Here is a 22,888-nt window from a genome sequence, read left to right on the forward strand (position 1 = left end):
CCACGGGGCCCGCGACGACGCATTCCGCAGATTTGTGGACGTGGTGAGATGGACCGGTGCTCCGCGACCTCACCGACGACCAGGCCCGGACCGCGCTCCCGTTGAAGTGGGGCGCGACCGAGCCCGGGGTGCTGCCGGCCTGGGTCGCCGAGATGGACTTCCGGCTGGCGGAGCCGATCGAGGACGCACTCGTGCGCGCCATCCGCGGCAGCGCCCTCGGCTACCCGCCGCCCGCGGACGGGCTCGGTACGGCGTTCGCGGGGTTCGCGCAGCGGCACTGGTCCTGGCGCGTTCCCGACGACGCCTCGATCGCGACCGGCGGGGTGATGAGCGGCATCCGGCTCGCCCTCGAGGCGCTCTGCCCGCCGGGACCCGTCGTGGTGCCCCAGCCCTGCTACCCGCCGTTCCGCGATGTCGTGGCGGTCACCGGTCGCGAGCTGGTGACCGTCGACCTCGACCCGGACGCCGACGTCGCGACCCTGGACCTGGCCGCGATCGAGGCGGCGTTCGCCGCGGGCGGCCGCACCTTCCTCCTCTGCAACCCGCACAACCCGCTCGGCCGAGCCTGGACCCGGTCCGAGCTGGAGGCGCTCGCGGAGCTGACCGGGCGGTACGGCGTACGCGTGGTCTCCGACGAGATCCACGCGCCGCTGGTGCTGCCGGACGCGACGTTCACGCCGTACCCCACCGTGGACGAGTCAGCCGTCATGGTCACCAGTGCCTCGAAGTCGTTCAACATGCCGGCCGTGCACGGCGCCCAGCTCGTGCTGCTCGACCCGGCCGACCGCGAGCGCGTCCGCGCGCTCCCGGTCCCGGCGCAGAACACCTGGTCCTCGCTCGGCGTCGTCGCCGGCGAGGTCGCGTGGCGGGACTGCGACGAGTGGCTGGCCGCGCTGGTCGAGCGCCTGGACCGGAACCGGGCGCTGCTCGCCGACGAGCTGCCACCGAAGGCACGGATGCGGCCGCTGGAGGCGACGTACCTCGCATGGCTCGACCTGCGCGCCTACGCCGCCGACCCCTGCGCGGTCGCGCTGCGGCACGGCGTTCGACTCGCGCCCGGTGGCGACTACCAGCCCGGCCTGCCGGGCCACGTCCGGCTCAACCTCGCGACCAGTCCCGACCGGCTGGCGGAGATCCTTCACCGGCTGGTCACCGGGCTCACCACGGCGGGGACGGGGACCGACACCTAGGGTGACGCGCCTGGACTCACCGTCATCGGGTGTGGCGTCGACGTGCTTCCGCACCGACCGGAAGCCGCCGACCTCGCGAAGCGCTCAGACATCCAGCCGGCCGCGACGCTGGACGAGCGGCCGCGGCGCCTGCGGCAGCCAGGTACGGGTGATGTGGTCGACGACGTGCACGCCGGCCGGTGCCTCGACCCGCTGGAGCCCCTCGACCTGCTCCCCGCGGCCCTCCATCAGCGCGCTGTAGACCTCCCACTCGCGGCGCTTGCGCGGTGCGCGGGACGACTCGTCGAACGAGGTGTGGCTCCAGTGCGCGAACTCGTCGGCGTCCAGCCACTTCAGCTCGACGCACAGCCCCTCGGGCATGATCAGCCGCTCCGACGTGCTCGGGAACTCGCGCACCTCCCACTCGAACGCCTTCACGAACGTGAACTCCGGCCCCATCGGGTAGATCCACGGCTCCAGGAACCGGAACCCGAGGTCGATCCACGCCACCGACTCGCTCTCGATCGAGACCGGGTGCCGCGGCACCAGCACGACGGCATCCGAGCCCTCGAGCTGCCACGACAGGTCCGACAGTGCGGCCACGCCCTCGCGGGTCAGCACCATGTCGCCGTCCCACTTCATCGAGTACGACGTGCGCACGTGCGCGAACGACCAGTTGTAGAAGTGGGTCAGCGAGTGCACGGAGTCCGGCGGGGTCGCGAGGTGCTCGTGACCCGCGCGGCTGACCCTGAACGGGTACGACGTCAGCGTGAAGCGCCCGGTCGCCCCGCACTCCTCGGCCACCCGCTGCGCGACCTCGGGCGTGCCGTCGTCCGAGCCGTTGTCGACCAGCACCACGTGCTGCACCGCCTCGAACATCGGCGGCAGCACCCAGGGCAGGTTGCGCGCCTCGTTCTTCACCCGGAACACGCAGGTGAGCCCGGGCGCCAGCGGCCCCCGCGTCCACGGCCAGGTGACGTCGTACGCCGTCTCGCCCTCGAGGTTGGCGATGTCGACCACGGTCAGCGCTCCCGGCCGAACGCCTTGCGCAGCCCGCGGCGCATCGTCGGCGGCACCAGCGCACGCACGCCGTGCGGGAGCCTGTCGGCGCCGCGTCGGACGATGGCGGGTGCCGGCTGCTGGGCGAGGCCCTCGCGGCGCGCGGCCAGCGCGGTCGACTGGGCGATCGCCTCGGCCTCGTCGTAGAGGTCGGCGTACGCCGTGCGCAGCTGGTCGAGCACCTCGTGCACCTCGGGGGTGTCACCGTCCTCCTCGGCGAGCCGGTCGAGGTGCTGCCAGCTCTCCTCCGCGATCTCCCGCAGCCGCGCGGGGACCGCGACGTCCTCCCACGTCAGCTGGACCCGGCGCAGGGTCGGGTCGATGAACTGGTGCACCCGGCGCACGTCGTTCGCGGTCGCGGACTTCACCGCGTCGATGTCGAAGGCCTGCCCGATCGCGAACACCGGGACCGTCCAGTCCCGGAGCATGTCCTGGTAGCGCACGAACCGGCGCGCGGACCCGCGCGTGGAGCGCTCCGTGTGCAGCATCATGTTCACCCAGGCCGCGGTGCGCTGCACGTCCCCCGCCTCGGGCGCGTAGTCCTTCTGCTTGCTGCCGACCACCTCGGTGACCGGCCGGAGCATCGTCACGTACGCCGGCGCCGCGTCGCAGCGCAGCGCGGCGGAGCGCCAGAGGCCGAGGAACCACGCGAGCCGCGGGTCCTTGACGACGAGCTCGGGGCCGGCCTCGGAGAACTGCTGCGCCAGCCAGTCGTGCAGGCGCCCGCGCAGCGGCTCGAACGCCGCGAGCTTCCCGGCCTCGAACCACGCCGACGGGCGCGCGTCGGAGACGTGCACGTTGCAGCGGTTGAGCAGCTCCTCGTGGAGGTCGACCACCCACTGCGGCTCGCCGAAGCCCTTCGGGTTGGTCTCGTCGGCGACGACCTCGGGCTGCGGCACGCGCATCCCGAGCGTCTGCAGCGCCCCCGCCATGGTGCTGGTGCCGCTGCGACCCGAACCGACGACGAACACCACCCGGTGCTTGACCGGGACGGCCTCGGACAGCGGGGTCGGCGTCGACATGGCCTGCACTCTATTGACCGCGGCGGCGCAGGAGCGAACCGATCGCGCGGCGCTTCGCGGGCTGCTCCGCCGGAGGCTGCCTCCGCTCCGGCCGCGGCGCCGCTGTCCTCCCGAGCTCCCGCCAGGGGTCGGCCAGGTCCCGGGCGGCGCCCGCGGAGCCGCGCGTCATCTGACGCCGACTCGGCGCAGTCTCAGCTGAGATGGCGCCGAGTCGGCGCAGTCTCAGCTGAGATGGCGCCGACTCGGCCTCAACCGAGCGACTTCGTCTGCGCGGCGATGACGTCGGCGTACCACTGGAACGACCGCTTCGGCGTCCGCACCAGCGTGTCGTAGTCGACGTGCACGAGCCCGAACCGCTGCGTGAAGCCTTCGGACCACTCGAAGTTGTCCATGAGCGACCACGTGTAGTAGCCGCGTACGTCGACGCCGCGCTGCACGGCGGTCGCGACCGCGCGCAGGTGCGCGTCGAGGTAGTCGATGCGCGGCTGGTCGTCGACGACGCCGTTCTCGTCGGGTCCCATGTTGTAGGCGCAACCGGACTCCGTGACGAAGATCGGCGGGAGCGCGGCGCGGTACCGGGCGCGCAGGATGATCAGCCACTCGCGGAGCGCGTCCGGCACGACCGGCCACCCGAAGTCGGTGGTGGGGTAGCCGACCAGCTCGCGGAACTCGAACGGCAGCTCCGCGTCCTCGCGGGCGGCGCCGATCTTGAACGGGTTGTAGTAGTTGACCCCGTAGAAGTCGAGCGGCTGCCGGATCACGGCCAGGTCGCCGTCCTGCAGGATCCCCTCCAGCAGCGGCTGGAGGTCCTGCGGGTAGCGGCCCAGCAGCATCGGCTCGGTGAACATGCCGTTCCAGAGCGCGTCGAACAGCTTGGACGCACCCACGTCGGCCACGTCGTCGGAGGCCGGCCACATCGGCGCGTGGTTGTTCGCGCAGCCGACGCTCGTGGCGCCCGCGGCGCGCAGCGCGATGGCCGCGCGGCCGTGGCCGAGCAGCAGGTGGTGCGCCACCGGCATCGCGTCGAACATCAGCGTCTTGCCCGGCGCATGCCTGCCGATCGCGTAGCCCATCATCATCACGACGTTCGGCTCGTTCACCGGGATCCAGTGCTCGACCCGGTCGGCGAACCTCTCGCCGAGGATCGCGGCGTAGTCGGCGAACCGCTCGACGGTGTCCCGGTTGAGCCAGCCACCGTCGTCCTCGAGCGCCTGCGGCAGGTCCCAGTGGTAGAGCGTCACCATCGGCTGCACGTCGTTGGTGAGGAGCTCGTCGATCAGCCGGTCGTAGAACGCGAGCCCGGCAGCGTTCGCCGGCCCGGAGCCGGTCGGCTGGATCCGCGGCCAGGAGACCGACAGCCGGTAGCCGCCGACCCCGAGGCGCTCCATCAGCGCGACGTCCTCGGCGTACCGGTGGTAGTGGTCGCACGCGACCGCCCCGCTCGACCCGTCGACGATCCGACCCTCCTGCGCGGTGAAGGTGTCCCAGATGCTCGGGCCCTTGCCGTCCTCGGTCGCCGCCCCCTCGATCTGGTACGACGCCGTGCTCGTGCCGAAGCGGAAGCCGGGTGGGAGCTGGGGAAGGGGCGCTGGGGGCGCATGGTCGGGCACGGGCACAATGATGCAGATGACTGTCGAGATCCGCCGGGGAACCGAGCGCTTCCTCACCCGGAGTGAGGGACATTTCACCCGGCACTCATTCTCCTTCGGGTCCCACTACGACCCGGACAACGTCTCCTTCGGCCCGCTCGTCTGCCACGACGACCACCGGCTGAAGGCGGGGGCCGGCTTCCCCGAGCACGAGCACCGCGACGTCGAGATCGTCACCTGGGTGCTCTCCGGGTCGCTCCTGCACACCGACTCCTCGGGGAACGACGCGGTCGTGCGCCCGGGTCAGGTGCAGGTGCTCTCGGCCGGTTCCGGCGTGACCCACTCCGAGATCGCCGGGCCTGAGGGCCAGGTGCGGTTCGTCCAGGCATGGCTGACGCCGGACGAGGCCGGTACGCCGCCGTCGTACTCGCTCACGCCGGTGGAGCTGACCCCCGGCGAGCTGAGCCCGGTGACGGCGATCGGGTCGTCCCGCCTGCTCGTCGCCCGGCTGGCCGCCGGGCAGACGGTCACGCTCCCCGACGAGCGGCTGCAGCACGTCTTCGTCGCCGGCGGCGCACTCATCCGCTCCTCGCTGGCCGAGCCGCTCGCCGACGGCGACGCGTTCCGCATCACCGACACCCCGGGGCTGACGGTGACCGCGGCGGTCCCGACCGAGCTGATGGTCTGGGCCTTCGACCGATGACCCGCCGGGCACTGCTGCTGCCCGGCCGGGCCTACCCGGTCTCGATGCCGCTGCTCGCCGCCACCGGCGCCGTACTGTCTCGGCACGGCTGGGCGGTGCACCCCGTCAGCTGGGCGGCACCCGAACCGGTGCCGACCGACGGCGCCTGGGTCGGCCAGCAGGCGGCAGCCGCGATGGGCGAGGACCCCGGACCGTGGCTGTTCGCCGCGAAGTCGCTCGGCACCCGCGTCACCCAGTCGCCCGTCCGGGCCGCGGCCTACGTGCTGCTCACCCCGCTGACGGCCGACCCGGCCGCCACCTCGGCGATCGCGTCCCTCGTGCGGGACGGACGTCCGGTCCTGCTCGTCGGCGGCACGGCCGACCCGTTCTGGTCGTCTGCCGCGTCGGCCGCGACCGGTGCGGACGTCGTCGAGGTCGAGGGCGCCGACCACGCGATGCTGGGCCTGCACGACCAGGTCGCCACCGCCGTGGACTCCTTCCTCACCACATTGAGTCGGGACTCGACCGTCAGCAGATGACGGGGAGGGCGCCCGGGACGATCTCGACGGTGGCGGGTGGGGAGCCGAGGGTCGGCAGCGGGCCGAGCGGCTCGCCGTCCGCGCCGACCGGGATCGGGGCGCGCGCGGTGCCGCGGATCTCGACCCGCTTGCCCGACAGCACGGTGACCTCGGCGAGGTCGACGTGTGCGCCGTCGTACACCTTCGGCAGCGAGCGCATCAGCGCGATCCGGCCGGCGGCCTCGATCACGACGACATCCAGGACGCCGTCCTCGACCGACGCGGGCGGCGCGATCCGCATGCCCTTGCCGTAGTACGCCGAGTTCGCGACCACCACCGTGGCGGCGGCGTACTCGTGCTCGATCCCGTCGACCGCGACCCGGTAGCGCCCGGGCTGGTACGTCGCGAGCGCGCGCAGCGCGGCGTACGGGTACTGCAGCGCGCGGGGCAGCCACCTCGCCCGGTCCACGATCTCGGCGGCGCGGGCGTCGACGCCGGCGTAGACGGACCCGGCCACGACCCGGCGCTGCCCGCCGAGCGTCGCCGCGAGCAGGTCGACCTGCCGCACCTCACCGGAGAGCAGCAGCGTGGCCTGCGCGTCCGGCTCCTCGGGCACCCCGAGCATCCGGGCGAAGTCGTTGCCGCGACCGGCCGGCAGCACGCCGAGGGTGCCGCCACGGGCGGAGACCAGGCCGGCGAGCGAGGAGAGCATGCCGTCGCCCCCCACGGACACCACCACGTCGCCGCGGCCGACCGCCTGGTCGACGAGCTCGACCATCGCGTGCGGGCCCGGCGAGTACGTGACGTCGACGGTCGCGCCCGCCTCGCGCAGCAGCCGCGCGACCGGTACGACGGCGCCGGGTGCGGCGCCGCCGCCCGACGTCGGGTTGACCAGGAAGGTGAACGCCCTGCCGTTCCTCGGCAAGCTCACGGGACCAGCACCCCCGGGTTGAGGATGCCCGTCGGGTCGAGGTCGGCCTTGACCGCGCGCAGCACCGAGACGCCGAGCGGCCCGATCTCGCGCGCGAACCACGGCTTGTGGTCGGTGCCGACCGCGTGGTGGTGGGTGATCGTCGCACCGGCGGCGATCATCGCGTCGCTCGCGGCCGCCTTCGCGACCTGCCACTGCGCGAGCGGGTCGTCCGCCTCCTTCGCGGCGACCGTGAAGTACAGCGAGCAGCCGGTCTCGTAGACGTGCGAGATGTGGCAGAGCACGATCGCGGGGTCGCCGAGTGCGCCGGTCAGCGCCGCCTTCACGTCGGCATACAGCCGCTCGACGTTCGACCAGAACGTCGCCGTCTCCAGCGTCTCGACCAGCACCCCGGCGTCCAGCATCGAGTCGCGGAGGTACGGCGCGTCGAAGCGACCGCTCGACCACTTCTCGCCCGGGGCGGTCCCCGCAGCGGTGCCGCCCAGCCCGGACAGCACCGCGGTGACCGCGGCGCGCTTCGCCTCGACCGCGGCCGGCTCGCCCTCGTAGCCGGTGATCATCAGGCAGCCGGTGGCGGCCGCGCCGCCGATCGCGCCCGGGTCGGCGAGGTTGAGCGCGGTCTCGGCCTCGTCGGAGAGGCGCAGGACGGTCGGCATCAGCCCGGACTGGGCGAGGGTGCGCAAGGCGGCCGCGCCGTCCGCGAAGGACGGCCAGCGCCACCCCTCGTACGCCGTGACCTCGGGCCGCCTCCGCACCCGGACGGTCACGGCGGTGATCACGCCGAAGGCGCCCTCGGAGCCGAGGAACAGCTGGCGCAGGTCGGGGCCGGCGGCGTTGGCCGGGGCGGTCCCGAGGTCGAGCCGGCCCCGAGGGGTCGCGACGGTGAGGCCGACGACCAGCGCGTCGAACCGGCCGTAGCCCGCGCTGGACTGGCCGCTGGAGCGGGTGGCGGCGAAGCCGCCGATGGAGGCGTACTCCCACGACTGCGGGTAGTGCCCGATGGTCACGCCCTCGGCCGCCAGCAGCTCCTCGGCCTCCGGGCCGCGAAGGCCGGGCTCGAGCACCGCCGTCATCGAGGTGTGGTCGACCGAGATCAGCCGCTTCATCCGCACCAGGTCGAGGCTGAGCACGCCCGCGAAGCCCTCCCGGCGGGCGACCAGGCCACCGGTCACCGACGTACCCCCTCCGAACGGCACCACCGCCAGGTGGTGCTCGACCGCGAGCGCGAGGACGGCGGCGACCTCGTCGTGGTCGGCCGGGCGTACGACGGCGTCGGGCGCGTCGGACAGGTCACCGGAGCGGGCGCGCAGGAGGTCGGGCGTGGACTTGCCGCGGGTGCGCAGCCGGCGGGTCTCGTCGTCGGTGCGGACGTGGCCGGCGCCGACCACCTTCTCCAGCTCGGCCAGCACCGCGGCGTCGAGCGCCGGTGGCGCGAGCGGCACCGGCTCGACGGCGGGCCGGTCGTCGGTCCCGAAGACCAGCTCGACCATCCCGCGGGCGTCCTCGGGCAGCGCCCGCGCTCGGGCCGGGTCTCCCCAGCGGGACGGGTGCATCTCGCTCTGGTCCATGCGTTACACTGTGACATATGACGTCACTTCGTCACAAGCAGGAGCCGCGCGACGCCTATCTCGACGCCGCCCGGGACTGCATCCTCGACGTCGGCTGGCGGCGTACGACCCTGACCGAGGTCGCCCGGCGGGCCGGCGTCTCCCGGATGACCATCTACCGCACCTGGGCCGACATGCCCCAGCTGCTCGCGGACCTGATGACCCGGGAGTGGGGCGGCGTGGTCGCCGAGTCGCTCGCCGCGGAGGACCCGGCGGCCCCGACGGTCGACCGGCTCGTCGGCGACATCGTCGGCACCGTGCAGCGGCTCCGGGAGAACGAGCTGTTCCTCCGCATCGTCGAGCTCGACCCCGAGCTGCTGCTCCCCTACCTGCTCTCGCGCCGCGGCCGGTCGCAGGACGCGATCCTCGACCTCACCGCCCGGGCGATCGCAGACGGCCAGGCGGAGGGCACGATCCGCGCCGGCAACCCGCTCGCCATCGCCCGTGGGCTGCTGCTCGCCGCCCACGGCCACGTGCTCTCCTCCCACACGATGGTGGACGACGACGTCACCGAGGAGGAGCTCGACGCCGAGCTCGTGCTCACCCTGAGCCGGAGCCTCCGGCCATGACCGCCCGCATCTCCGGAGGCCTGACGGACGTCCCGACGGACGTCGACGTCGTGGTGATCGGCCTGGGCATCACCGGCGCCGGTGTGGCCCTCGACGCGGTGACCCGCGGTCTGTCGGTGCTCGCGGTGGACGCCCACGACCTCGCGTTCGGCACGTCGCGCTGGTCCTCGAAGATGGTGCACGGCGGCCTGCGCTACCTCGCCAAGGGGCAGATCGGCGTCGCCCACGAGAGCGCCGTCGAGCGCGGCATCCTGATGGAGGTCACCGCGCCCCACCTGACCCGGCCGATGCCGATGCTCGTCCCGCTGTCCGCCAGTGTGAGCCGCCTCCAGACCGCGTTCACCCGCGGCGGGCTCTGGGCCGGCGACCTGCTGCGGCGCGGCGCCCGGACCGACGCCGCGACCCTCCCCCGCCCGCGGCACCTCTCCGTGACCGAGGCGCTCCGGCTGGTCCCCGCACTGCGGCCTGACGGGCTGCGCGGCGCCATGCTGGGCTGGGACGGGCAGCTCGAGGACGATGCCCGGCTGGTCACCACGGTCGCCCGGACGGCCGCGGCGTACGGCGCCCACGTCCGCACCCGCGCCCGGGTGCTGCAGGCCACGGGCACCAGCGTCGAGCTCCGCGACGAGACCCTGTCATCGGGGGCCGGCGCGACCGCCACCGTCACCGCGAGAGCCGTCGTCAACGCGACCGGCGTCTGGGCCGACACCCTGGTCGACGGCATCACGCTGCGCCCCAGCCGCGGCACCCACCTGGTGCTGCGCCAGGAGACCCTGCCCGGGCTCACCGTGTCGGTGTTCTGCCCCGTGCCCGGCGAGACGAACCGGTTCGTGATGGTCCTGCCCCAACCCGACGGCACCGTGTACGTCGGCCTCACCGACGAGCCGGTCGACGGCGAGATCCCCGACGTGCCGGAGCCCTCGGAGCCGGAGATCGGCTTCCTCCTCGACGTCGTCTCCGCGGCGTTCTCCCGGCAGCTGCACCGCACCGATGTCGTCGGGGCGTACGCCGGGCTCCGCCCGCTGCTCGACAGCGCCGACGGCTCGACGGCCGACCTGTCCCGGCGGCACGCGGTGCTCACCAGCCCCGACGGCGTCGTCACGATCGTGGGCGGCAAGCTGACGACGTACCGCCGGATGGCCGAGGACGCCGTCGACGCGGCGGTCACCCAGGGCCGCTTGGACGCGGGCGCGTGCCGGACCAGGACCCTGCCCCTGCTCGGCGCCGCGTCGCGGGCGGAGCTCGCCCGGCTCGAGCTGCCGCCGCGGCTGGTGCGCAGGTTCGGTACCGACGCCGCGCTCGTCCTCGAGAACGCCCGGACGGTGAGCGGGCTGCCGGACGAGGAGCTGCTCGCCCCGGTCGCGGACGGTGTCCCCGTGACGCTGGCCGAGCTGATCTTCGGCGTGACCCACGAGGGCGCCCTGGACGTGGCCGACCTCCTGGACCGGCGTACCCGCGTTGGTCTGGTGCCCGCCGACCGGGAGCTCGCCGTGCCCGCCGCGGAACGCGCACTGCGCATCGCGATGATCCAGGGCGATGCCCCAGAGCGATGATTTTGTGCGTCGACGCCGGTCGGTACCTGCAGGCAGACTGGAGGACCGATGACGACCACCGAGCTCGACGACTTTCCCACGCTGACGCAGCGCTACCAGCGGGAGCTGCTCGCGCACTGCTACCGGATGTCCGGATCCGTCCACGAGGCGGAGGACCTGGTGCAGGAGACGTTCCTGCGCGCCTGGAAGGCCTCGGCTGACTTCGAGGGACGATCGTCGGTGCGGACCTGGCTGTACCGGATCGCCACGAACGTGTGCCTGACCAACCTGGAGGGCCGCCCGCGCCGTCCGCTGCCCGCCGGGCTCGGCACGCCCGACGCGATGGCCGGCGACGCCCTCGAGGCCGACCACGAGATCGCCTGGCTCGAGCCGGTGCCCGACGCCGCCGTCGTGGTCGCCGAGCGGGACTCGATCCGGCTCGCGTTCGTCGCGGCGCTCCAGCACCTTCCCGCACGTCAACGTGCGGTGCTGATCCTGCGCGACGTGCTGCGCTGGTCGGCCGCCGAGGTGGCCGAGGCCCTCGACACCACGAGTGCGGCCGTGAACTCCGCCCTCCAGCGCGCCCACGCCCAGCTCGCCGAGCGCGGCCTCACCGAGGACACGGTCGAGCCCGACCTGACGCCCGAGCAGCAGCGGATGCTGGAGCGCTACGTCGACGCGTTCTGGCGCAAGGACGTCGACTCGATCGTCGGCATGCTCACCGCCGAGGCGACCTGGGACATGCCGCCCTTCACCAGCTGGTTCAAGGGCACCGAGAGCATCCACTGGCTGATCGCCAACGAGTGTCCCGGCGGCGCGCACGACATGCCGATGCTGCCGACGCAGGCGAACGGCCAGCCGGCGTACGGCCTCTACATGCGTACGCCGAGCGGCGACTTCATCCCGTTCCAGCTCCAGGTGCTCGAGCTCGACGGTGACCACGTGCGGCACGTCACCGCGTTCTTCGACCATCGCCTCTTCGAGACCTTCGGGCTGCCCATGCGGCTGCCCGCCGACCACCTTCCGGCGCCGAGCCCGCGGTGACGGCCACGCTCGGCGGTTCCGTCGAGCTGCTGGAACGGGCACTCGGCTACACCCGCGCCCGGCTCGGCCGCGTCCACGACGACCTGCTCGACCGGCCCACGCCCTGCGAGGGCTGGACGCTGGGCGACCTGCTCGCGCACATGGAGGATGCGCTCGACGCGTTCACCGAGGCCGCCGGAGGTGAGGTCGTCGTGCGCGGTGGCAGCCGCGCGGCCGGCCGGATCGCCGCGATCCAGGACAAGGCGTGTGCGCTGCTCGGCGCGTGGGGCCGGCCCGCTCCGGGGGACGTGGTGATCGCGACGTCCGCCGGTGGGCTCGACCTGATGAGCACCCTGCTCGTCGCCACCGCCGCTCTCGAGGTCACCGTGCACGGCTGGGACGTCGGCCGAGCGACCGGCGAGTGCGTGGCGATCCCCGCGGAGCTGGCGCGGGAGCTGCTGCCGGTGGCCGAGCGCGTGGTCGGCCCGGCCGACCGCGGGGTCCGGTTCGCGGCACCGCGGCCGGCGGCGGCGGACGCCGCCGACGACGTCCGGCTGCTCGCCCACCTCGGACGGACCTGACTGGACCGCTGCCCGGGTTCCCCGCATTCCCGACCGCCACCGGGCGGCCGTTCCTAGGCTGGCCCGCATGCTGACGCCCCAGGCGGATCTCGCCGAGGCCTCGGCCCGGGAGGACCTCCGCACCCTGCACGCCCTCGTGGCCCGCGGCTGTTCGCGAGCCCGGGCGGGGCAGATCACCGCGGCCCTCGCCGACCTCGACGAGGCCCGCCAGGACTGGCTCCGCCTCTCCGACCTGGACCGCGCGGCGCTGCTCACGACCTCCATCGACTGCCGGCTCGCACGGGGCGAGCTGACGCCCGCGACGACGGACGGCGATGCGCTGGGGGTGCTGCTGGACGGAACCGGACTGGTCGGTGCGACCGCGCACTTCGGCCGGGGCGAGCTGTCCGCCGCGTCCGGCGACCCGGATCTCGCGGCCGGCCACTACGCCCGCGTCGGCCGGATCCTCGACGACGAGGAGCCCGACCTGCTGCCGTGGCGGGCGTACGCCGCGCTCGCGGCCGTTCGAGCGGGACGGCGGGCCGACGCGGTCGTGCTCGCGCGTGAGCACGTGGCGCTGGCGCGCGAGGCGCGGGCGCCGTACGCCACCGCCCTCGGCCTGCGGACCCTCGCCACCGTGGACATGCACGTGGACCGCACGAGCACCCTGCGCGAGGCGCGCGCGGCGCTGCTCGCGACCCCCGCCGCCCGGCTGGCGGCCCAGATCGACACCGACCTCGCCGGCCTGCTGCTGCTGTCCACCCACTCCGGTGGGGGTCGTGACGAGGCGCGGGAGGCCGTCCAGCTGCTCCGCTCGGCCGAGGAGTACGCCGGGTGCGAGGAGCTCTGGCCGCTGCAGAGCCGGATCCGGCGGCTGCTCGAGCGGCTGGGCGAGCCGGCCCGTCCGGTGCTCGGCGAGGCGCTGCGTGCGCTGACGGCGTCCGAGCGCCGGGTCGCGAAGCTGGCCGCCGACGGGCTGACCAACCGCGAGATCGCGCTCCAGCTCGTGGTCACCGTCAAGGCCGTCGAGTGGCACCTCTCGCACGTCTACCGCAAGCTCGGCATCCGGTCCCGCGCCGGGCTCGCCACCAGCCTCGGCGTCGCCTGACCCACTCAGAGCCAGCGCAGCCACGCCCCGTGGCCATGGGTGAGCGCGACCGCGCGGCCGTCGATGCCGAGCACGAAGCCGCGGGCGTCGGACGGCACCGGTCCGCTGGCCGTCACCTCCGGCAGCACGCACGCCGCCTCGTTGCTCACCCAGTGGCAGCGTCCCTCCGCGACCAGCCCGGTCATCAGCGCCTGGAACCGGTCCCGGTCCTCGGGCGAGAGGTACACCGCGACCGCGCTGTGGAACACGACGACCGGACCGTGCGCGGCCGCGGTCGCCACGAGCGCGGGGAGCTCGTCGAGCAGGTTGCCCCGCACGAGCACGGGCGGCGCGGAGCGGGCGATCGCGACCGCCGTCGCCAACCGGGCGCGCCGCTCCTCGTGCTCGGGCCAGACCAGGAACGACAACCACCGCATGGCGTCGTCGTCGGTCACGTCGAGCGGATTCAGGTCGACGCCGGCGCGCCAGGCGACGGACGGCACCGCCGCCGGCAGGGGCGGGTCGCCGGAGACGGATGCGGTCAGCAAGGGCCCCGAGCCGATCGTCCGCCCGCCCCAGGCGTAGGAGTAGCGGTCCGGGAAGAGGTTCAGCCCCGCGCTGGCGCCGACCTCGATCAGCGCCACCGGCCTGTCGGCGACGAGGGCGAACGCCGGCACCAGGGTGGCCAGCCGGCCGACCTCGTTCGTCTGCGTCGAGCGCGCCCGGATCGTCGCGACGATGGTGCCGTCGTCCGCCAGCAGTGCGGACCGGAAGGCGTCGTACGGCCCCGGCGCCGGTACGCCGTGCCAGCGCGCCGCGGCGAGCACGAGGTTCGGCTGGCGCTTGGGCGGCGGCAGCCGGTCCAGCCAGGCGAGCACCTCGGCGTCGTCGGCGACCCGCGTGCACCAGTCGTCGTAGCAGGGCGAGTAGTCGCGGGCATCGAGCGCGAAGTCCCGGTACTGCTCGGCGGTGTCCGCTGCGAGGTCCACGACGCCATTGTCGATTCCCGCCCGGCGGCCGGGCCCGATGGGTCACCATTCTCGGCATGAGGACCTTCGGGGGGCGAAGGGCGGTGGCGCGTGCCTCCGTCCTGGTGGCGCTCGCGCTGCCCGTCGCCGTCCTCACCTCGTGCTCCGGCGCTCTCGACCAGGCGCACAGCGTGCAGACCCGGCTCAACCGGATCGACGAGGTCACCGACGCGCAGGTCAGTACGCCGTCGGCGCAGACCGGGGCCGCGATCGAGGTCACCTACGACGACGCCGGTACCGAGCGGACGCTCGCGCGACTGATCAAGGAGATCAGCGCCGTCGCGGCTGACGAGGACTACCCGTCGTACCGCCTCGACCTGGTGCCCGCCGGCTACGACCGCGACCGGCTGACGGTGGACGACTCGTTCAGCGGCAGCGAGGAGGAGTCCTCGGTGCTCGGGAACTGGTTCGCGACCACCTCGGCGCTGCTCGGCGACGTCGGCTACCGCTTCGAGCCGGGCGCGGAGGAGATCGACGTCGACTCGGGCGCCGGCATCGCGCACGACGTCGGCGAGGCGAGCCGGATCCACTACGGCTTCGCCGGCACGGTCTGGACGTTCCGCGACGGGGACAGCTCCTTCGTCGCGGCGGGCCGGGTGTCACCGACCGACGTCCTGCTCTTCCAGGGGGCCCAGCGCTCGGTCACGTCCGAGGTGCTGCCGGCCCCAGCCTCCCGCTGGCGGCTCGAGCGCCGGGACGGGCACGTGCTGCTCGACCTCGACGTCGGGTTCCCTGGCGGGTCCGTGCCGCCGGAGCGCCTCACGCTCCAGAGGTACGGCGCGGACGTCGCGCGCCTCGCGAGCGCGGCGATGGCCGCGGTGCGGGTCGAGTCGCTGCCCGTGACGATGCGACTCCGCAACGTCACCCCGGAGGGGGACGACGTGTTCGGGTACTGGGTCTCCGACCAGCGGCCGGTGCGCGGCCGCGACCAGCTGGTGCGCGGGTGGGACCTGTGGTTGACCCACCTCGCTCAGCAGCTGGGCGATCAGCCCGCCGGCAGCGCGACGTAGGTCGTCTCGAGGTACTCCTCGATCCCCTCGAAGCCGCCCTCGCGACCGAAGCCGCTCGACTTCACGCCGCCGAACGGCGCCGCCGGGTTGGAGATCAGGCCGCTGTTGATCCCGACCATGCCGAACTCCAGCGACTCAGCCATCCGGATGGTCCGGGCCAGGTCCCGGGTGTAGACGTACGACGCAAGGCCGTACTCGGTGTCGTTGGCGAGGCGGACGGCGTCCTCCTCGGACTCGAACGTCGTGATCGGCGCGACCGGCCCGAAGATCTCCTGGACGTTGATCTCCGAGTCCGCCGGCACGTCGAGCAGCACCGTCGGCGGGAAGAAGTAGCCCGGGCCGCCGGGGGCCTCGCCTCCGACCACCACCCGGGCGCCGTCGTGGATCGCGTCGGTGACGAGCCGGCCGACGCTCTCCACCGCCTTCTCGTCGATGAGCGGGCCGACGTCCACGCCGTCGGTCTGGCCGCGCCCGACGGTCAGCGAGCCCATCCGCTTGCCGAGCTTGTCGGCGAACTCCCCTGCCACCGAGCTGTGCACGAGGAACCGGTTCGCCGCGGTGCAGGCCTCGCCCATGTTCCTCATCTTCGCGATCATCGCGCCGTCCACGGCCGCGTCGACGTCGGCGTCCTCGAACACGAGGAACGGCGCGTTGCCGCCGAGCTCCATGCTGAGCCGCTGCAGCTGGTCGGCCGACTGCCGGACCAGCACCTTGCCGACGCCGGTGGAGCCGGTGAAGCTGACCTTGCGCAGCCGGTCGTCGCCCTGGAGCGCCTGGCTGAACTCGCCGGTGTGGCTGGTGGTCACCACGTTGAGGACGCCGGCGGGCAGGCCCGCCTCCTCGAGCAGGGCCGCGAGCGCGAGCATCGTCAGCGGCGTCTGGCTGGCGGGCTTGACCACCATCGTGCAGCCCGCCGCGATCGCCGGGCCGATCTTGCGGGTGCCCATCGCGAGCGGGAAGTTCCAGGGCGTGATGAACAGGCACGGGCCGACCGGCTTCTTGATGGTCAGCAGCCGGCTGCCGCCGGCGGGCGCCTGCATCCAGCGGCCGTGGATGCGGACCGCCTCCTCGGAGTACCAGCGGAAGAACTCCGCGCCGTACCCCACCTCGCCCCGGGCCTCGGCGACGGTCTTGCCCATCTCGAGGCTCATCAGGTGCGCGAACTCGTCGGCGCGCTCGGTGATCAGGCCGAACGCCGTACGCAGGATCTCGCCGCGCTCGCGGGGGGCGGTCCGCGCCCACGACGCCTGCGCCTCGACGGCGGCGTCGAGGGCCTCGACGGCGTCGCCGATCGAGGCGTCGGCGACGTCGGTCAGCACCGAGCCGTCGGCGGGGTCGATGACGTCGAGGCGCCGACCGCCCTCCGCCTCGCGCCACGCGCCGCCGATGTAGAGGCCCCGCTGTTGGGGGCCGAGGAGATCGAGTCCGTTCATGGAGCCATCTTGCACCCGCCGTGGTGGCAAACCGCTGACAGGCCCTTGCCGACGTGCGACCCTTGGATTGTCGACTTCGGAGGGAGCACCTTGTCGTCGGCAAGAACCCCTTGCTGACCCCATGCAGCGAGGGGTTCACCCTTGATGGGCCTGCCCCGGTGCACCCCTCGCACCCGGAGCTGACGAGGTGCCCGTGAAGGGGCGAGGGCCCCGGCACGTCCGGGGCCTTCGCGCTCCCGCCGAGCGAAATCAGACCCTTGCGCGTCGCCGCGATGAGGGGTTCGCTCGGAGCAGGAGGTACGACCATGGGCGACAAGGGCAGCACCCGGAGAGCAGCCGGCCACGATCTGGTGGCGAGCAGCCCGGACCGGATCCGCAACGTGGTGCTGGTGGGCCCGGCAGGGTCCGGGAAGACCACGTTGGCCGAGACCCTGCTCGCCGCCTCGGGCGCGATCCCCCGCGCCGGCTCGGTCCGCGACGGCACGACCGTGACGGACTTCGAGGAGTCCGAGCACGTCCACGGCCGGAGCATCTCGCTCGCGGTCGCCGCACTCGTCCACCGGGACACCAAGGTCAACCTGATCGACACCCCCGGGTACGCCGACTTCGTCGGTGAGCTGCGCGCCGGGCTGCGCGCCGCCGACTGCGCGCTGTTCGTGGTCGCCGCGAACGAGGGCGTCGACGACAGCACCCGCGCCCTCTGGCGCGAGTGCGCCGCGGTCGGCATGCCGCGGGCCGTGGTGATCACCAAGCTCGACCAGGCGCGCGCCGACTACGAGGGCGTCCTGCGCCAGGCCCAGGAGTCGTTCGGCGGTCCGGCCGGCAGCAAGGTGGTGCCGCTCTACGTCCCGGTCCGCTCCGGATCGGAGGTCACCGGTCTGACCGGTCTGCTCCGCCCGACCCCCGAGGCCGAGGAGAGCGGCCTGCGCGGCGAGCTGATCGAGGCCGTCATCGAGGAGTCCGAGGACGAGACCCTCATGGACCGGTACGTCGGCGGCGAGGAGATCGCCGAGGAGGTGCTGGTCGACGACCTCGAGCGCGCCGTCGCGCGTGGTTCGTTCCACCCGGTGATGCCCGTGTGCTCGGTGACCGGCGTGGGTTGCACCGAGCTGCTCGACCTCGCCGTCCGGGGCTTCCCGTCGCCGGCCGAGCACCCGTCACCGGAGGTGTTCAAGCCGAGCGGCGCCGCCGCCGACCCGATCACCTGCGACAAGGGGGGCGCCCTCGTGGCCGAGGTCGTGAAGACGACCAGTGATCCGTACGTCGGGCGGCTCAGCCTCGTCCGCGTGTTCTCCGGGACGCTGCGGGCGGACCAGGCGGTGCACGTGTCCGGGCACTTCTCGTCGTTCTTCGGCGAGGTGGCGGGCCACGAGGACCACGACGAGGACGAGAAGGTCGGAACGCTGTCCTACCCGTTCGGCAAGCAGCAGACGCCCGCCGACCAGGTGGTCGCCGGCGACCTCTGCGCGATCGGCCGGCTGACGCGGGCCGAGACCGGCGACACGCTCTCCGGGGTCGACGACCCGCGAGTGCTCAAGCCGTGGTCGATGCCCGAGCCGCTGCTGCCGGTCGCGATCGTCGCGCAGACCAAGTCCGACGACGACAAGCTCTCCCAGGCGCTGTCCCGGCTCGCGGCGGAGGACCCGTCGCTGCGCATCGAGAACAACGCCGAGACCCACCAGCTGGTCCTCTGGACGATGGGCGAGTCGCATGCCGACGTCACGCTCGAGCGGCTGACCGAGCGGTACGGCGTGCACGTCGACCAGGAGCCCTTCGTCGTGTCGATGCGTGAGACGTTCGCCGGCAGCGCCATGGGCCAGGGCCGGCACGTGAAGCAGTCCGGCGGCCACGGGCAGTACGCCGTCTGCCACATCGAGGTCGAGCCGCTGCCGGAGGGCGCGGGGTTCGAGTTCGTCGACAAGGTCGTCGGGGGCTCCGTGCCGCGCCAGTTCATCCCGAGCGTCGAGAAGGGGGTGCGTGCCCAGATGGAGCGCGGCTGCCGCCTCGGCCACCCGATGGTCGACCTGCGGGTGACGCTCGTCGACGGCAAGGCGCACAGCGTCGACTCCTCGGACATGGCGTTCCAGACCGCCGGCGCCCTCGCCCTGCGCGAGGCGGCGGCGGCGGCGACCGTGCGGATGCTGGAGCCCTTCGACACCGTGCGCGTCGTCGTACCCGACGAGATGGTGGGGTCGGTGATGAGCGACCTCTCCGCCCGGCGGGCGCGGCTGCTCGGCACCGACAAGGTCGGCGACGACCGCACCCAGGTGCTGGCCGACGTGCCGCAGACCGAGCTGGTCCGGTACGCCGTCGACCTGCGGTCGGCCACGCACGGCGCCGGTGTCTTCACCCGGGAGTTCGCGCACTTCGAGGCGATGCCCGAGGAGGTCGCCAAGGGCATCCCGGCTCGCGGCTAGCTCCGGGCCGCCCGCAGGAACCCTTCCAGGATCGGCCCGGCGGTGCCCGAGCCGGACGAGCCGACGTCCACGAAGACCGCGACGGCCAGGTCACCCTGGGCCGCGATCATCCACGCGTGGGTGAGGACCTTGCCGCCCTTGTCGAACTCGGCGGTGCCGGTCTTCGCGATCACCGGTGGGCCGGGGACGTCCAACAGCCCGGTGCCGCTGCCCGAGGTCACGACCGCGCGCAGCAGGTCGCGGAGCTGGGCGGCCTCCTGCTGGGTCAGCGGGTCCGCCTGCTCGGGGACCGACACGTCGACGGAGTCCAGCAGCCGCGGCACCACGGTGTGGCCGGCCTCGATCGAGGCGACCGCCGTCGCCATCGCCATCGGCGAGGCGAGCACGGTGCCCTGGCCGATCATGTCGGCGGCCGCCTCGGTCTCCGAGGCGGGCGGCCGGACGCTGCCGAAGTACGCCGGAAAGCCGAGGTCGTGGTCGATCCCGAGCCCGAGCGAGGCCGCCGCGCCGGCGAGGTCGCCGTCGTGCAGCCGCCCGGCCTGGGAGATCACCGCGGTGTTGCACGAGTTGGCGATCGCCGTACGCAACGGGATCCGGCCGAGGGCGCCGCTCGGGTAGTCGTCGTAGTTCTCGAACCGCTTGCCGTCGACCACGATGGACGAGGTGCAGGGCACGATCGACGACGGTGTCAGCCCGGACCGCAGCAGCGCGAGGCTGCTGACGCTCTTGAACGTCGAGCCCGGCGCGAGCCGGCCGTACGTCGCGAGGTTGTAGCCGTCGTTCCCCGGACCGTTGGCGGCCGCCAGGATGTTGCCGGTCGACGGCCGGATCGCGACCAGCGCGCTCCCAGGGCCGACGCCCGCCAGCTGGTTCTCCGCGATCGTCTGCAGCCGCTCGTCCAGGGTGATCCTCAGGGGCGCGCCCGGCTGCGCCTCGACCCGGTAGAGCTCGCGCTCTCCGCCGCCCCCGCCCTCGCGGTTGACGACCACGCCGTCGGTGCCCTGCAGCTGGTCGTCGTACCGCGCCTGCAGCCCGGAGAGCCCGGCGACGTCCCCGGTCTGGTACGTGTCCGGGTCCTTCTTGACCATCTCCGCGGTGACCTCGCCGACGGTGCCGAGGATCGGCGCGGCGAACTCGCGGGTCGGCGCCAGTGGGATGTCGTCCGGGATCGCGCGGACGCCCTCGATGTCGTCGTAGAGCAGCGCCGCCTGCTCCGGCACGTCCTCCTTGCGGAACACGATGGCCTCGACGAACGCCCGGTCGCCGGCAGCCTCGACCTGCTTGACGTACGCCGCCGGGTCGATGCGGACCAGCTGCGCGAGCCGTCGCGCGGAGTCGCCGGCGCGCGCCTCGGACACCAGGGTCTTGTCGATGCCGAAGCGCAGCACCGGGCGGTTCGTCACGAGCTCGAGGCCTCCGGCCCCGACGATCGGGCCGCGGGCGGCGGCGATCGGAGTCAGGTCGAGGACGGACTTCCTGCCGAGGCTGGACTCGACCATCTCCCGGGACCAAGCGACCTGCCACTGGTCGTCGGTCTCCGTCATCGTGGCCTCGGTCGTGTAGGTCCACTCGTCCCCGCCGACCGGCCACGTCCAGGAGATCGGCGCGGTCGCGGTGCCGTCGCCCTCCTCGACGTCGCCCGCGGTGACCACCGGCTGCAGCTCACCCATCCCCTCGACGACCTCGCCGTACTCCGCCGTGACCTCGTCGGGCGTCGAGTCGGTGAAGGCCACGTCAGCGAAGTCCCCGGACTCCAGGGCGTCCGCGAGCGTGTCCGCGGCCTCCTGCGGGTCGGGACCCGTGACGGTGTCCGAGGGGTTGCACGCGGTCAGGGCGACGACCAGCACGACAGTGGAGACGAGGGAGCGCACGCCTCGGTTCTACCAGCGCACGCCCCGCCCCCGTCAGAACCCCCGACTCAACGGTTCTTGTGGCGGGGCTTCCGGTCGCGGGCGGGCGAGCCGCCGCCGGAGTCGAGCTGGAGCTCGATGAGCTTGCCGGAGATCCGGGTCTGGCGCAGGGCGTCCCAGACGGTGCTGGGGAGCTCGGCGGGCAGCTCGACGAGCGAGAAGTCGGGGCGGATCTGGATGTGTCCGAAGTCGTTGCGGCGCAGGCCGCCCTCGTTGGCGATCGCGCCGACGATCTGGCGCGGCTCGACCTTGTGACGCTTGCCCACGTTGATCCGGTACGTCGCCATCGGCACGTCGCTCGAGCCACGACGCTCGCGGCTCGCGGACCGCTCCGGGCGGTCGCGCTCCTCGCGGGGTGCCCGGATGGGCTTCTCCGCGGCGGGGTCGATGAGCAGCGGGGTCTCGCCCTGGGCGACGACCGCGAGCGCCGCGGCGACGTCGACCTCCGGCACGTCGTGCTCGCGCACGTAGTGGCTGATGATGTCGCGGAACCGCTCGATCCGCGAGGACTGCTCGAGCGCCTCGGTGATCGCGTCGTCGAAGCGCGAGAGCCGGGTCGCGTTCACGTCCTCGGCGGTCGGGAGCTGCATCTGGGTGAGCGGCGAGCGGGTCGCCTTCTCGATGTGCTTGAGCAGGTAGCGCTCGCGCGGCGTCACGAACGAGATCGCGTCGCCGCTGCGCCCGGCCCGGCCGGTGCGGCCGATGCGGTGCACGTAGGACTCGGTGTCCGTGGGGATGTCGTAGTTGACGACGTGGCTGATCCGCTCGACGTCGAGGCCGCGCGCGGCGACGTCGGTGGCGACCAGGATGTCCAGCTTGCCCGACTTGAGCTGGTTGACCGTCCGCTCGCGCTGGGCCTGCGCCACGTCGCCGTTGATCGCAGCGGCGGAGAGGCCACGGGCGCGCAGCTTCTCGGCGAGCGTCTCGGTCTCGTTCTTGGTGCGGACGAAGACGATCATCCCCTCGAAGTTCTCGACCTCGAGGATCCGGGTGAGGGCGTCGACCTTCTGGGGGTAGGAGACCATCAGGTAGCGCTGGGTGATGTTCGGCGCGGTCGCGGTCTTGTTCTTGACCGTGATCTCTTCGGGGTTGTTGAGGTACTGCTTCGAGATCCGGCGGATCTGCGCGGGCATGGTCGCGGAGAAGAGCGCGACGTTCTTGTCGTCGGGGGTGTCGGCGAGGATCGTCTCGACGTCCTCGGCGAAGCCCATGTTGAGCATCTCGTCGGCCTCGTCGAGCACGAGGAACCGCAGCTCGGTGAGGTCGAGGGTGCCCTTGTCGAGGTGGTCCATGATCCGGCCGGGGGTCCCGACCACGACGTGGACCCCGCGGCGCAGCGCGCTGAGCTGTACGCCGTACGCCTGGCCGCCGTACACGGGCAGCACGTGCACGCCCTTGATGTGCGCGGCGTAGCGCTCGAACGCCTCGCACACCTGGAGCGCCAGCTCCCGGGTGGGTGCCAGGACGAGTGCCTGCGGGGTCTTCTGGGAGAGGTCGAGGCGGCTCAGGATCGGCAGTGCGAACGCCGCCGTCTTGCCGGTGCCCGTCTGCGCGAGGCCGACGACGTCGCGGCCCGCCAGCAGCGGCGGGATCGTGGCGGCCTGGATCGCCGACGGCGTCTCGTAGCCGACGTCTGCCAGCGCCTTCAGCACCTTCGGGTCGAGGCCGAGGTCGGCGAACGTCACCTCGGGCGTGGTGGGGTCGTCAAGGTCCTCGTTGCTCACCCGACAACGGTAGTGGTT

General features: G+C 73.2%; 19 protein-coding genes. 10 read left to right on the top strand and 9 right to left on the bottom strand.

Annotated features, from left to right (window positions below):
- Positions 1 to 56: 56 nt before the first annotated feature.
- Positions 57 to 1,190 (top strand): MalY/PatB family protein, encoded by a 1,134-nt coding sequence (locus ACVW2K_RS03360; protein ID WP_457201534.1) that lies wholly within the window; start codon positions 57 to 59, stop codon positions 1,188 to 1,190.
- Positions 1,191 to 1,274: 84 nt separating this feature from the next.
- Here ACVW2K_RS03360 and ACVW2K_RS03365 read toward each other — a convergent pair whose 3' ends face one another.
- From ACVW2K_RS03365 to ACVW2K_RS03375, 3 genes are all read right to left on the bottom strand, one after another.
- Positions 1,275 to 2,189 carry a glycosyltransferase family protein gene (locus tag ACVW2K_RS03365; RefSeq protein WP_231496221.1) on the bottom strand — a complete coding sequence of 305 codons (915 nt, stop codon included), beginning with the start codon at positions 2,187 to 2,189 and terminating at the stop codon, positions 1,275 to 1,277.
- Between the two features lie 2 nt (positions 2,190 to 2,191).
- The gene (locus ACVW2K_RS03370) at positions 2,192 to 3,250 is read right to left on the bottom strand and encodes a sulfotransferase family protein (protein WP_457201535.1); all 1,059 of its coding nucleotides are present in this window, start codon (positions 3,248 to 3,250) and stop codon (positions 2,192 to 2,194) included.
- A 248-nt stretch (positions 3,251 to 3,498) separates the two neighbouring features.
- Positions 3,499 to 4,860 (bottom strand): GH1 family beta-glucosidase, encoded by a 1,362-nt coding sequence (locus ACVW2K_RS03375; RefSeq protein WP_457201536.1) that lies wholly within the window; start codon positions 4,858 to 4,860, stop codon positions 3,499 to 3,501.
- Positions 4,861 to 4,876: 16 nt separating this feature from the next.
- Between ACVW2K_RS03375 and ACVW2K_RS03380 the strand changes: the two genes are divergently transcribed.
- On the top strand, positions 4,877 to 5,542 hold the full coding sequence (locus tag ACVW2K_RS03380; RefSeq protein ID WP_457201537.1) for a pirin family protein: 666 nt from the start codon (positions 4,877 to 4,879) through the stop codon (positions 5,540 to 5,542).
- Entirely contained in the window at positions 5,539 to 6,060 is a 522-nt protein-coding gene (locus ACVW2K_RS03385; RefSeq protein ID WP_457201538.1) for a hypothetical protein, read from the top strand. The genes ACVW2K_RS03380 and ACVW2K_RS03385 overlap by 4 nt, the downstream gene beginning before the upstream one ends.
- On the opposite strand, the gene ACVW2K_RS03390 is transcribed toward ACVW2K_RS03385, so the two are convergent.
- Together ACVW2K_RS03390 and ACVW2K_RS03395 are read right to left on the bottom strand one after the other, a co-directional pair.
- Entirely contained in the window at positions 6,050 to 6,970 is a 921-nt protein-coding gene (locus ACVW2K_RS03390; protein WP_028637791.1) for a diacylglycerol/lipid kinase family protein, read from the bottom strand. The genes ACVW2K_RS03385 and ACVW2K_RS03390 overlap by 11 nt on opposite strands.
- The gene (locus ACVW2K_RS03395; protein ID WP_457201539.1) at positions 6,967 to 8,538 is read right to left on the bottom strand and encodes an FAD-binding oxidoreductase; all 1,572 of its coding nucleotides are present in this window, start codon (positions 8,536 to 8,538) and stop codon (positions 6,967 to 6,969) included. Before ACVW2K_RS03395 ends, ACVW2K_RS03390 begins: the two co-directional genes overlap by 4 nt.
- A gap of 17 nt (positions 8,539 to 8,555) precedes the next feature.
- On the opposite strand from ACVW2K_RS03395, the gene ACVW2K_RS03400 reads away from it, so the two are divergent.
- The 5 genes from ACVW2K_RS03400 to ACVW2K_RS03420 all read left to right on the top strand — a co-directional run bounded on the left by ACVW2K_RS03400 (position 8,556) and on the right by ACVW2K_RS03420 (position 13,369).
- Positions 8,556 to 9,146, top strand: a complete 591-nt coding sequence (locus ACVW2K_RS03400; protein ID WP_457201540.1) for a TetR/AcrR family transcriptional regulator — start codon at positions 8,556 to 8,558, stop codon at positions 9,144 to 9,146.
- Positions 9,143 to 10,699, top strand: coding sequence for a glycerol-3-phosphate dehydrogenase/oxidase (locus ACVW2K_RS03405; protein WP_457201541.1), 1,557 nt, complete (start codon positions 9,143 to 9,145; stop codon positions 10,697 to 10,699). The genes ACVW2K_RS03400 and ACVW2K_RS03405 overlap by 4 nt, the downstream gene beginning before the upstream one ends.
- A gap of 48 nt (positions 10,700 to 10,747) precedes the next feature.
- A complete protein-coding gene (locus ACVW2K_RS03410; protein ID WP_051549289.1) occupies positions 10,748 to 11,722 on the top strand; it encodes a sigma-70 family RNA polymerase sigma factor in 975 nt (324 codons plus the stop codon).
- Positions 11,719 to 12,282 (top strand): TIGR03086 family metal-binding protein, encoded by a 564-nt coding sequence (locus ACVW2K_RS03415; RefSeq protein WP_028637794.1) that lies wholly within the window; start codon positions 11,719 to 11,721, stop codon positions 12,280 to 12,282. The genes ACVW2K_RS03410 and ACVW2K_RS03415 overlap by 4 nt, the downstream gene beginning before the upstream one ends.
- A gap of 67 nt (positions 12,283 to 12,349) precedes the next feature.
- Entirely contained in the window at positions 12,350 to 13,369 is a 1,020-nt protein-coding gene (locus tag ACVW2K_RS03420) for a helix-turn-helix transcriptional regulator (RefSeq protein ID WP_457201542.1), read from the top strand.
- A 5-nt stretch (positions 13,370 to 13,374) separates the two neighbouring features.
- Here the strand turns inward: ACVW2K_RS03420 and ACVW2K_RS03425 are convergent, their stop codons facing one another.
- Entirely contained in the window at positions 13,375 to 14,337 is a 963-nt protein-coding gene (locus ACVW2K_RS03425; protein WP_457201543.1) for a DUF2332 domain-containing protein, read from the bottom strand.
- 56 nt (positions 14,338 to 14,393) lie between these two features.
- On the opposite strand from ACVW2K_RS03425, the gene ACVW2K_RS03430 reads away from it, so the two are divergent.
- Positions 14,394 to 15,386 (top strand): hypothetical protein, encoded by a 993-nt coding sequence (locus ACVW2K_RS03430; RefSeq protein ID WP_457201544.1) that lies wholly within the window; start codon positions 14,394 to 14,396, stop codon positions 15,384 to 15,386.
- Here the strand turns inward: ACVW2K_RS03430 and ACVW2K_RS03435 are convergent.
- Entirely contained in the window at positions 15,362 to 16,819 is a 1,458-nt protein-coding gene (locus tag ACVW2K_RS03435; RefSeq protein ID WP_028637798.1) for an NAD-dependent succinate-semialdehyde dehydrogenase, read from the bottom strand. The genes ACVW2K_RS03430 and ACVW2K_RS03435 overlap by 25 nt on opposite strands.
- Positions 16,820 to 17,124: 305 nt before the next feature.
- On the opposite strand from ACVW2K_RS03435, the gene ACVW2K_RS03440 reads away from it, so the two are divergent.
- A complete protein-coding gene (locus ACVW2K_RS03440; protein ID WP_457201545.1) occupies positions 17,125 to 19,236 on the top strand; it encodes an elongation factor G-like protein EF-G2 in 2,112 nt (703 codons plus the stop codon).
- Here the strand turns inward: ACVW2K_RS03440 and ACVW2K_RS03445 are convergent.
- Together ACVW2K_RS03445 and ACVW2K_RS03450 are read right to left on the bottom strand one after the other, a co-directional pair.
- Complete coding sequence (locus ACVW2K_RS03445; protein ID WP_457201546.1) at positions 19,233 to 21,107, bottom strand: penicillin-binding transpeptidase domain-containing protein; 1,875 nt, start codon at positions 21,105 to 21,107, stop codon at positions 19,233 to 19,235. The two genes, ACVW2K_RS03440 and ACVW2K_RS03445, sit on opposite strands and share 4 nt — an antisense overlap.
- A gap of 47 nt (positions 21,108 to 21,154) precedes the next feature.
- The gene (locus ACVW2K_RS03450; RefSeq protein ID WP_028637801.1) at positions 21,155 to 22,870 is read right to left on the bottom strand and encodes a DEAD/DEAH box helicase; all 1,716 of its coding nucleotides are present in this window, start codon (positions 22,868 to 22,870) and stop codon (positions 21,155 to 21,157) included.
- Positions 22,871 to 22,888 lie beyond the last annotated feature (18 nt).

This window comes from Nocardioides sp. HB32 (assembly GCF_054058995.1).

What these genes read in the sequence shown, in the direction of transcription:
- ACVW2K_RS03370 (WP_457201535.1), bottom strand. Translation starts at nt 3,250, where the DNA reads ATGTCGACGCCGACCCCGCTGTCCGAGGCCGTCCCGGTCAAGCACCGG.
- ACVW2K_RS03380 (WP_457201537.1), top strand. Translation starts at nt 4,877, where the DNA reads ATGACTGTCGAGATCCGCCGGGGAACCGAGCGCTTCCTCACCCGGAGT.
- ACVW2K_RS03385 (WP_457201538.1), top strand. Translation starts at nt 5,539, where the DNA reads ATGACCCGCCGGGCACTGCTGCTGCCCGGCCGGGCCTACCCGGTCTCG.
- ACVW2K_RS03395 (WP_457201539.1), bottom strand. Translation starts at nt 8,538, where the DNA reads ATGGACCAGAGCGAGATGCACCCGTCCCGCTGGGGAGACCCGGCCCGA.
- ACVW2K_RS03400 (WP_457201540.1), top strand. Translation starts at nt 8,556, where the DNA reads ATGACGTCACTTCGTCACAAGCAGGAGCCGCGCGACGCCTATCTCGAC.
- ACVW2K_RS03405 (WP_457201541.1), top strand. Translation starts at nt 9,143, where the DNA reads ATGACCGCCCGCATCTCCGGAGGCCTGACGGACGTCCCGACGGACGTC.
- ACVW2K_RS03410 (WP_051549289.1), top strand. Translation starts at nt 10,748, where the DNA reads ATGACGACCACCGAGCTCGACGACTTTCCCACGCTGACGCAGCGCTAC.
- ACVW2K_RS03420 (WP_457201542.1), top strand. Translation starts at nt 12,350, where the DNA reads ATGCTGACGCCCCAGGCGGATCTCGCCGAGGCCTCGGCCCGGGAGGAC.
- ACVW2K_RS03430 (WP_457201544.1), top strand. Translation starts at nt 14,394, where the DNA reads ATGAGGACCTTCGGGGGGCGAAGGGCGGTGGCGCGTGCCTCCGTCCTG.
- ACVW2K_RS03435 (WP_028637798.1), bottom strand. Translation starts at nt 16,819, where the DNA reads ATGAACGGACTCGATCTCCTCGGCCCCCAACAGCGGGGCCTCTACATC.
- ACVW2K_RS03440 (WP_457201545.1), top strand. Translation starts at nt 17,125, where the DNA reads ATGGGCGACAAGGGCAGCACCCGGAGAGCAGCCGGCCACGATCTGGTG.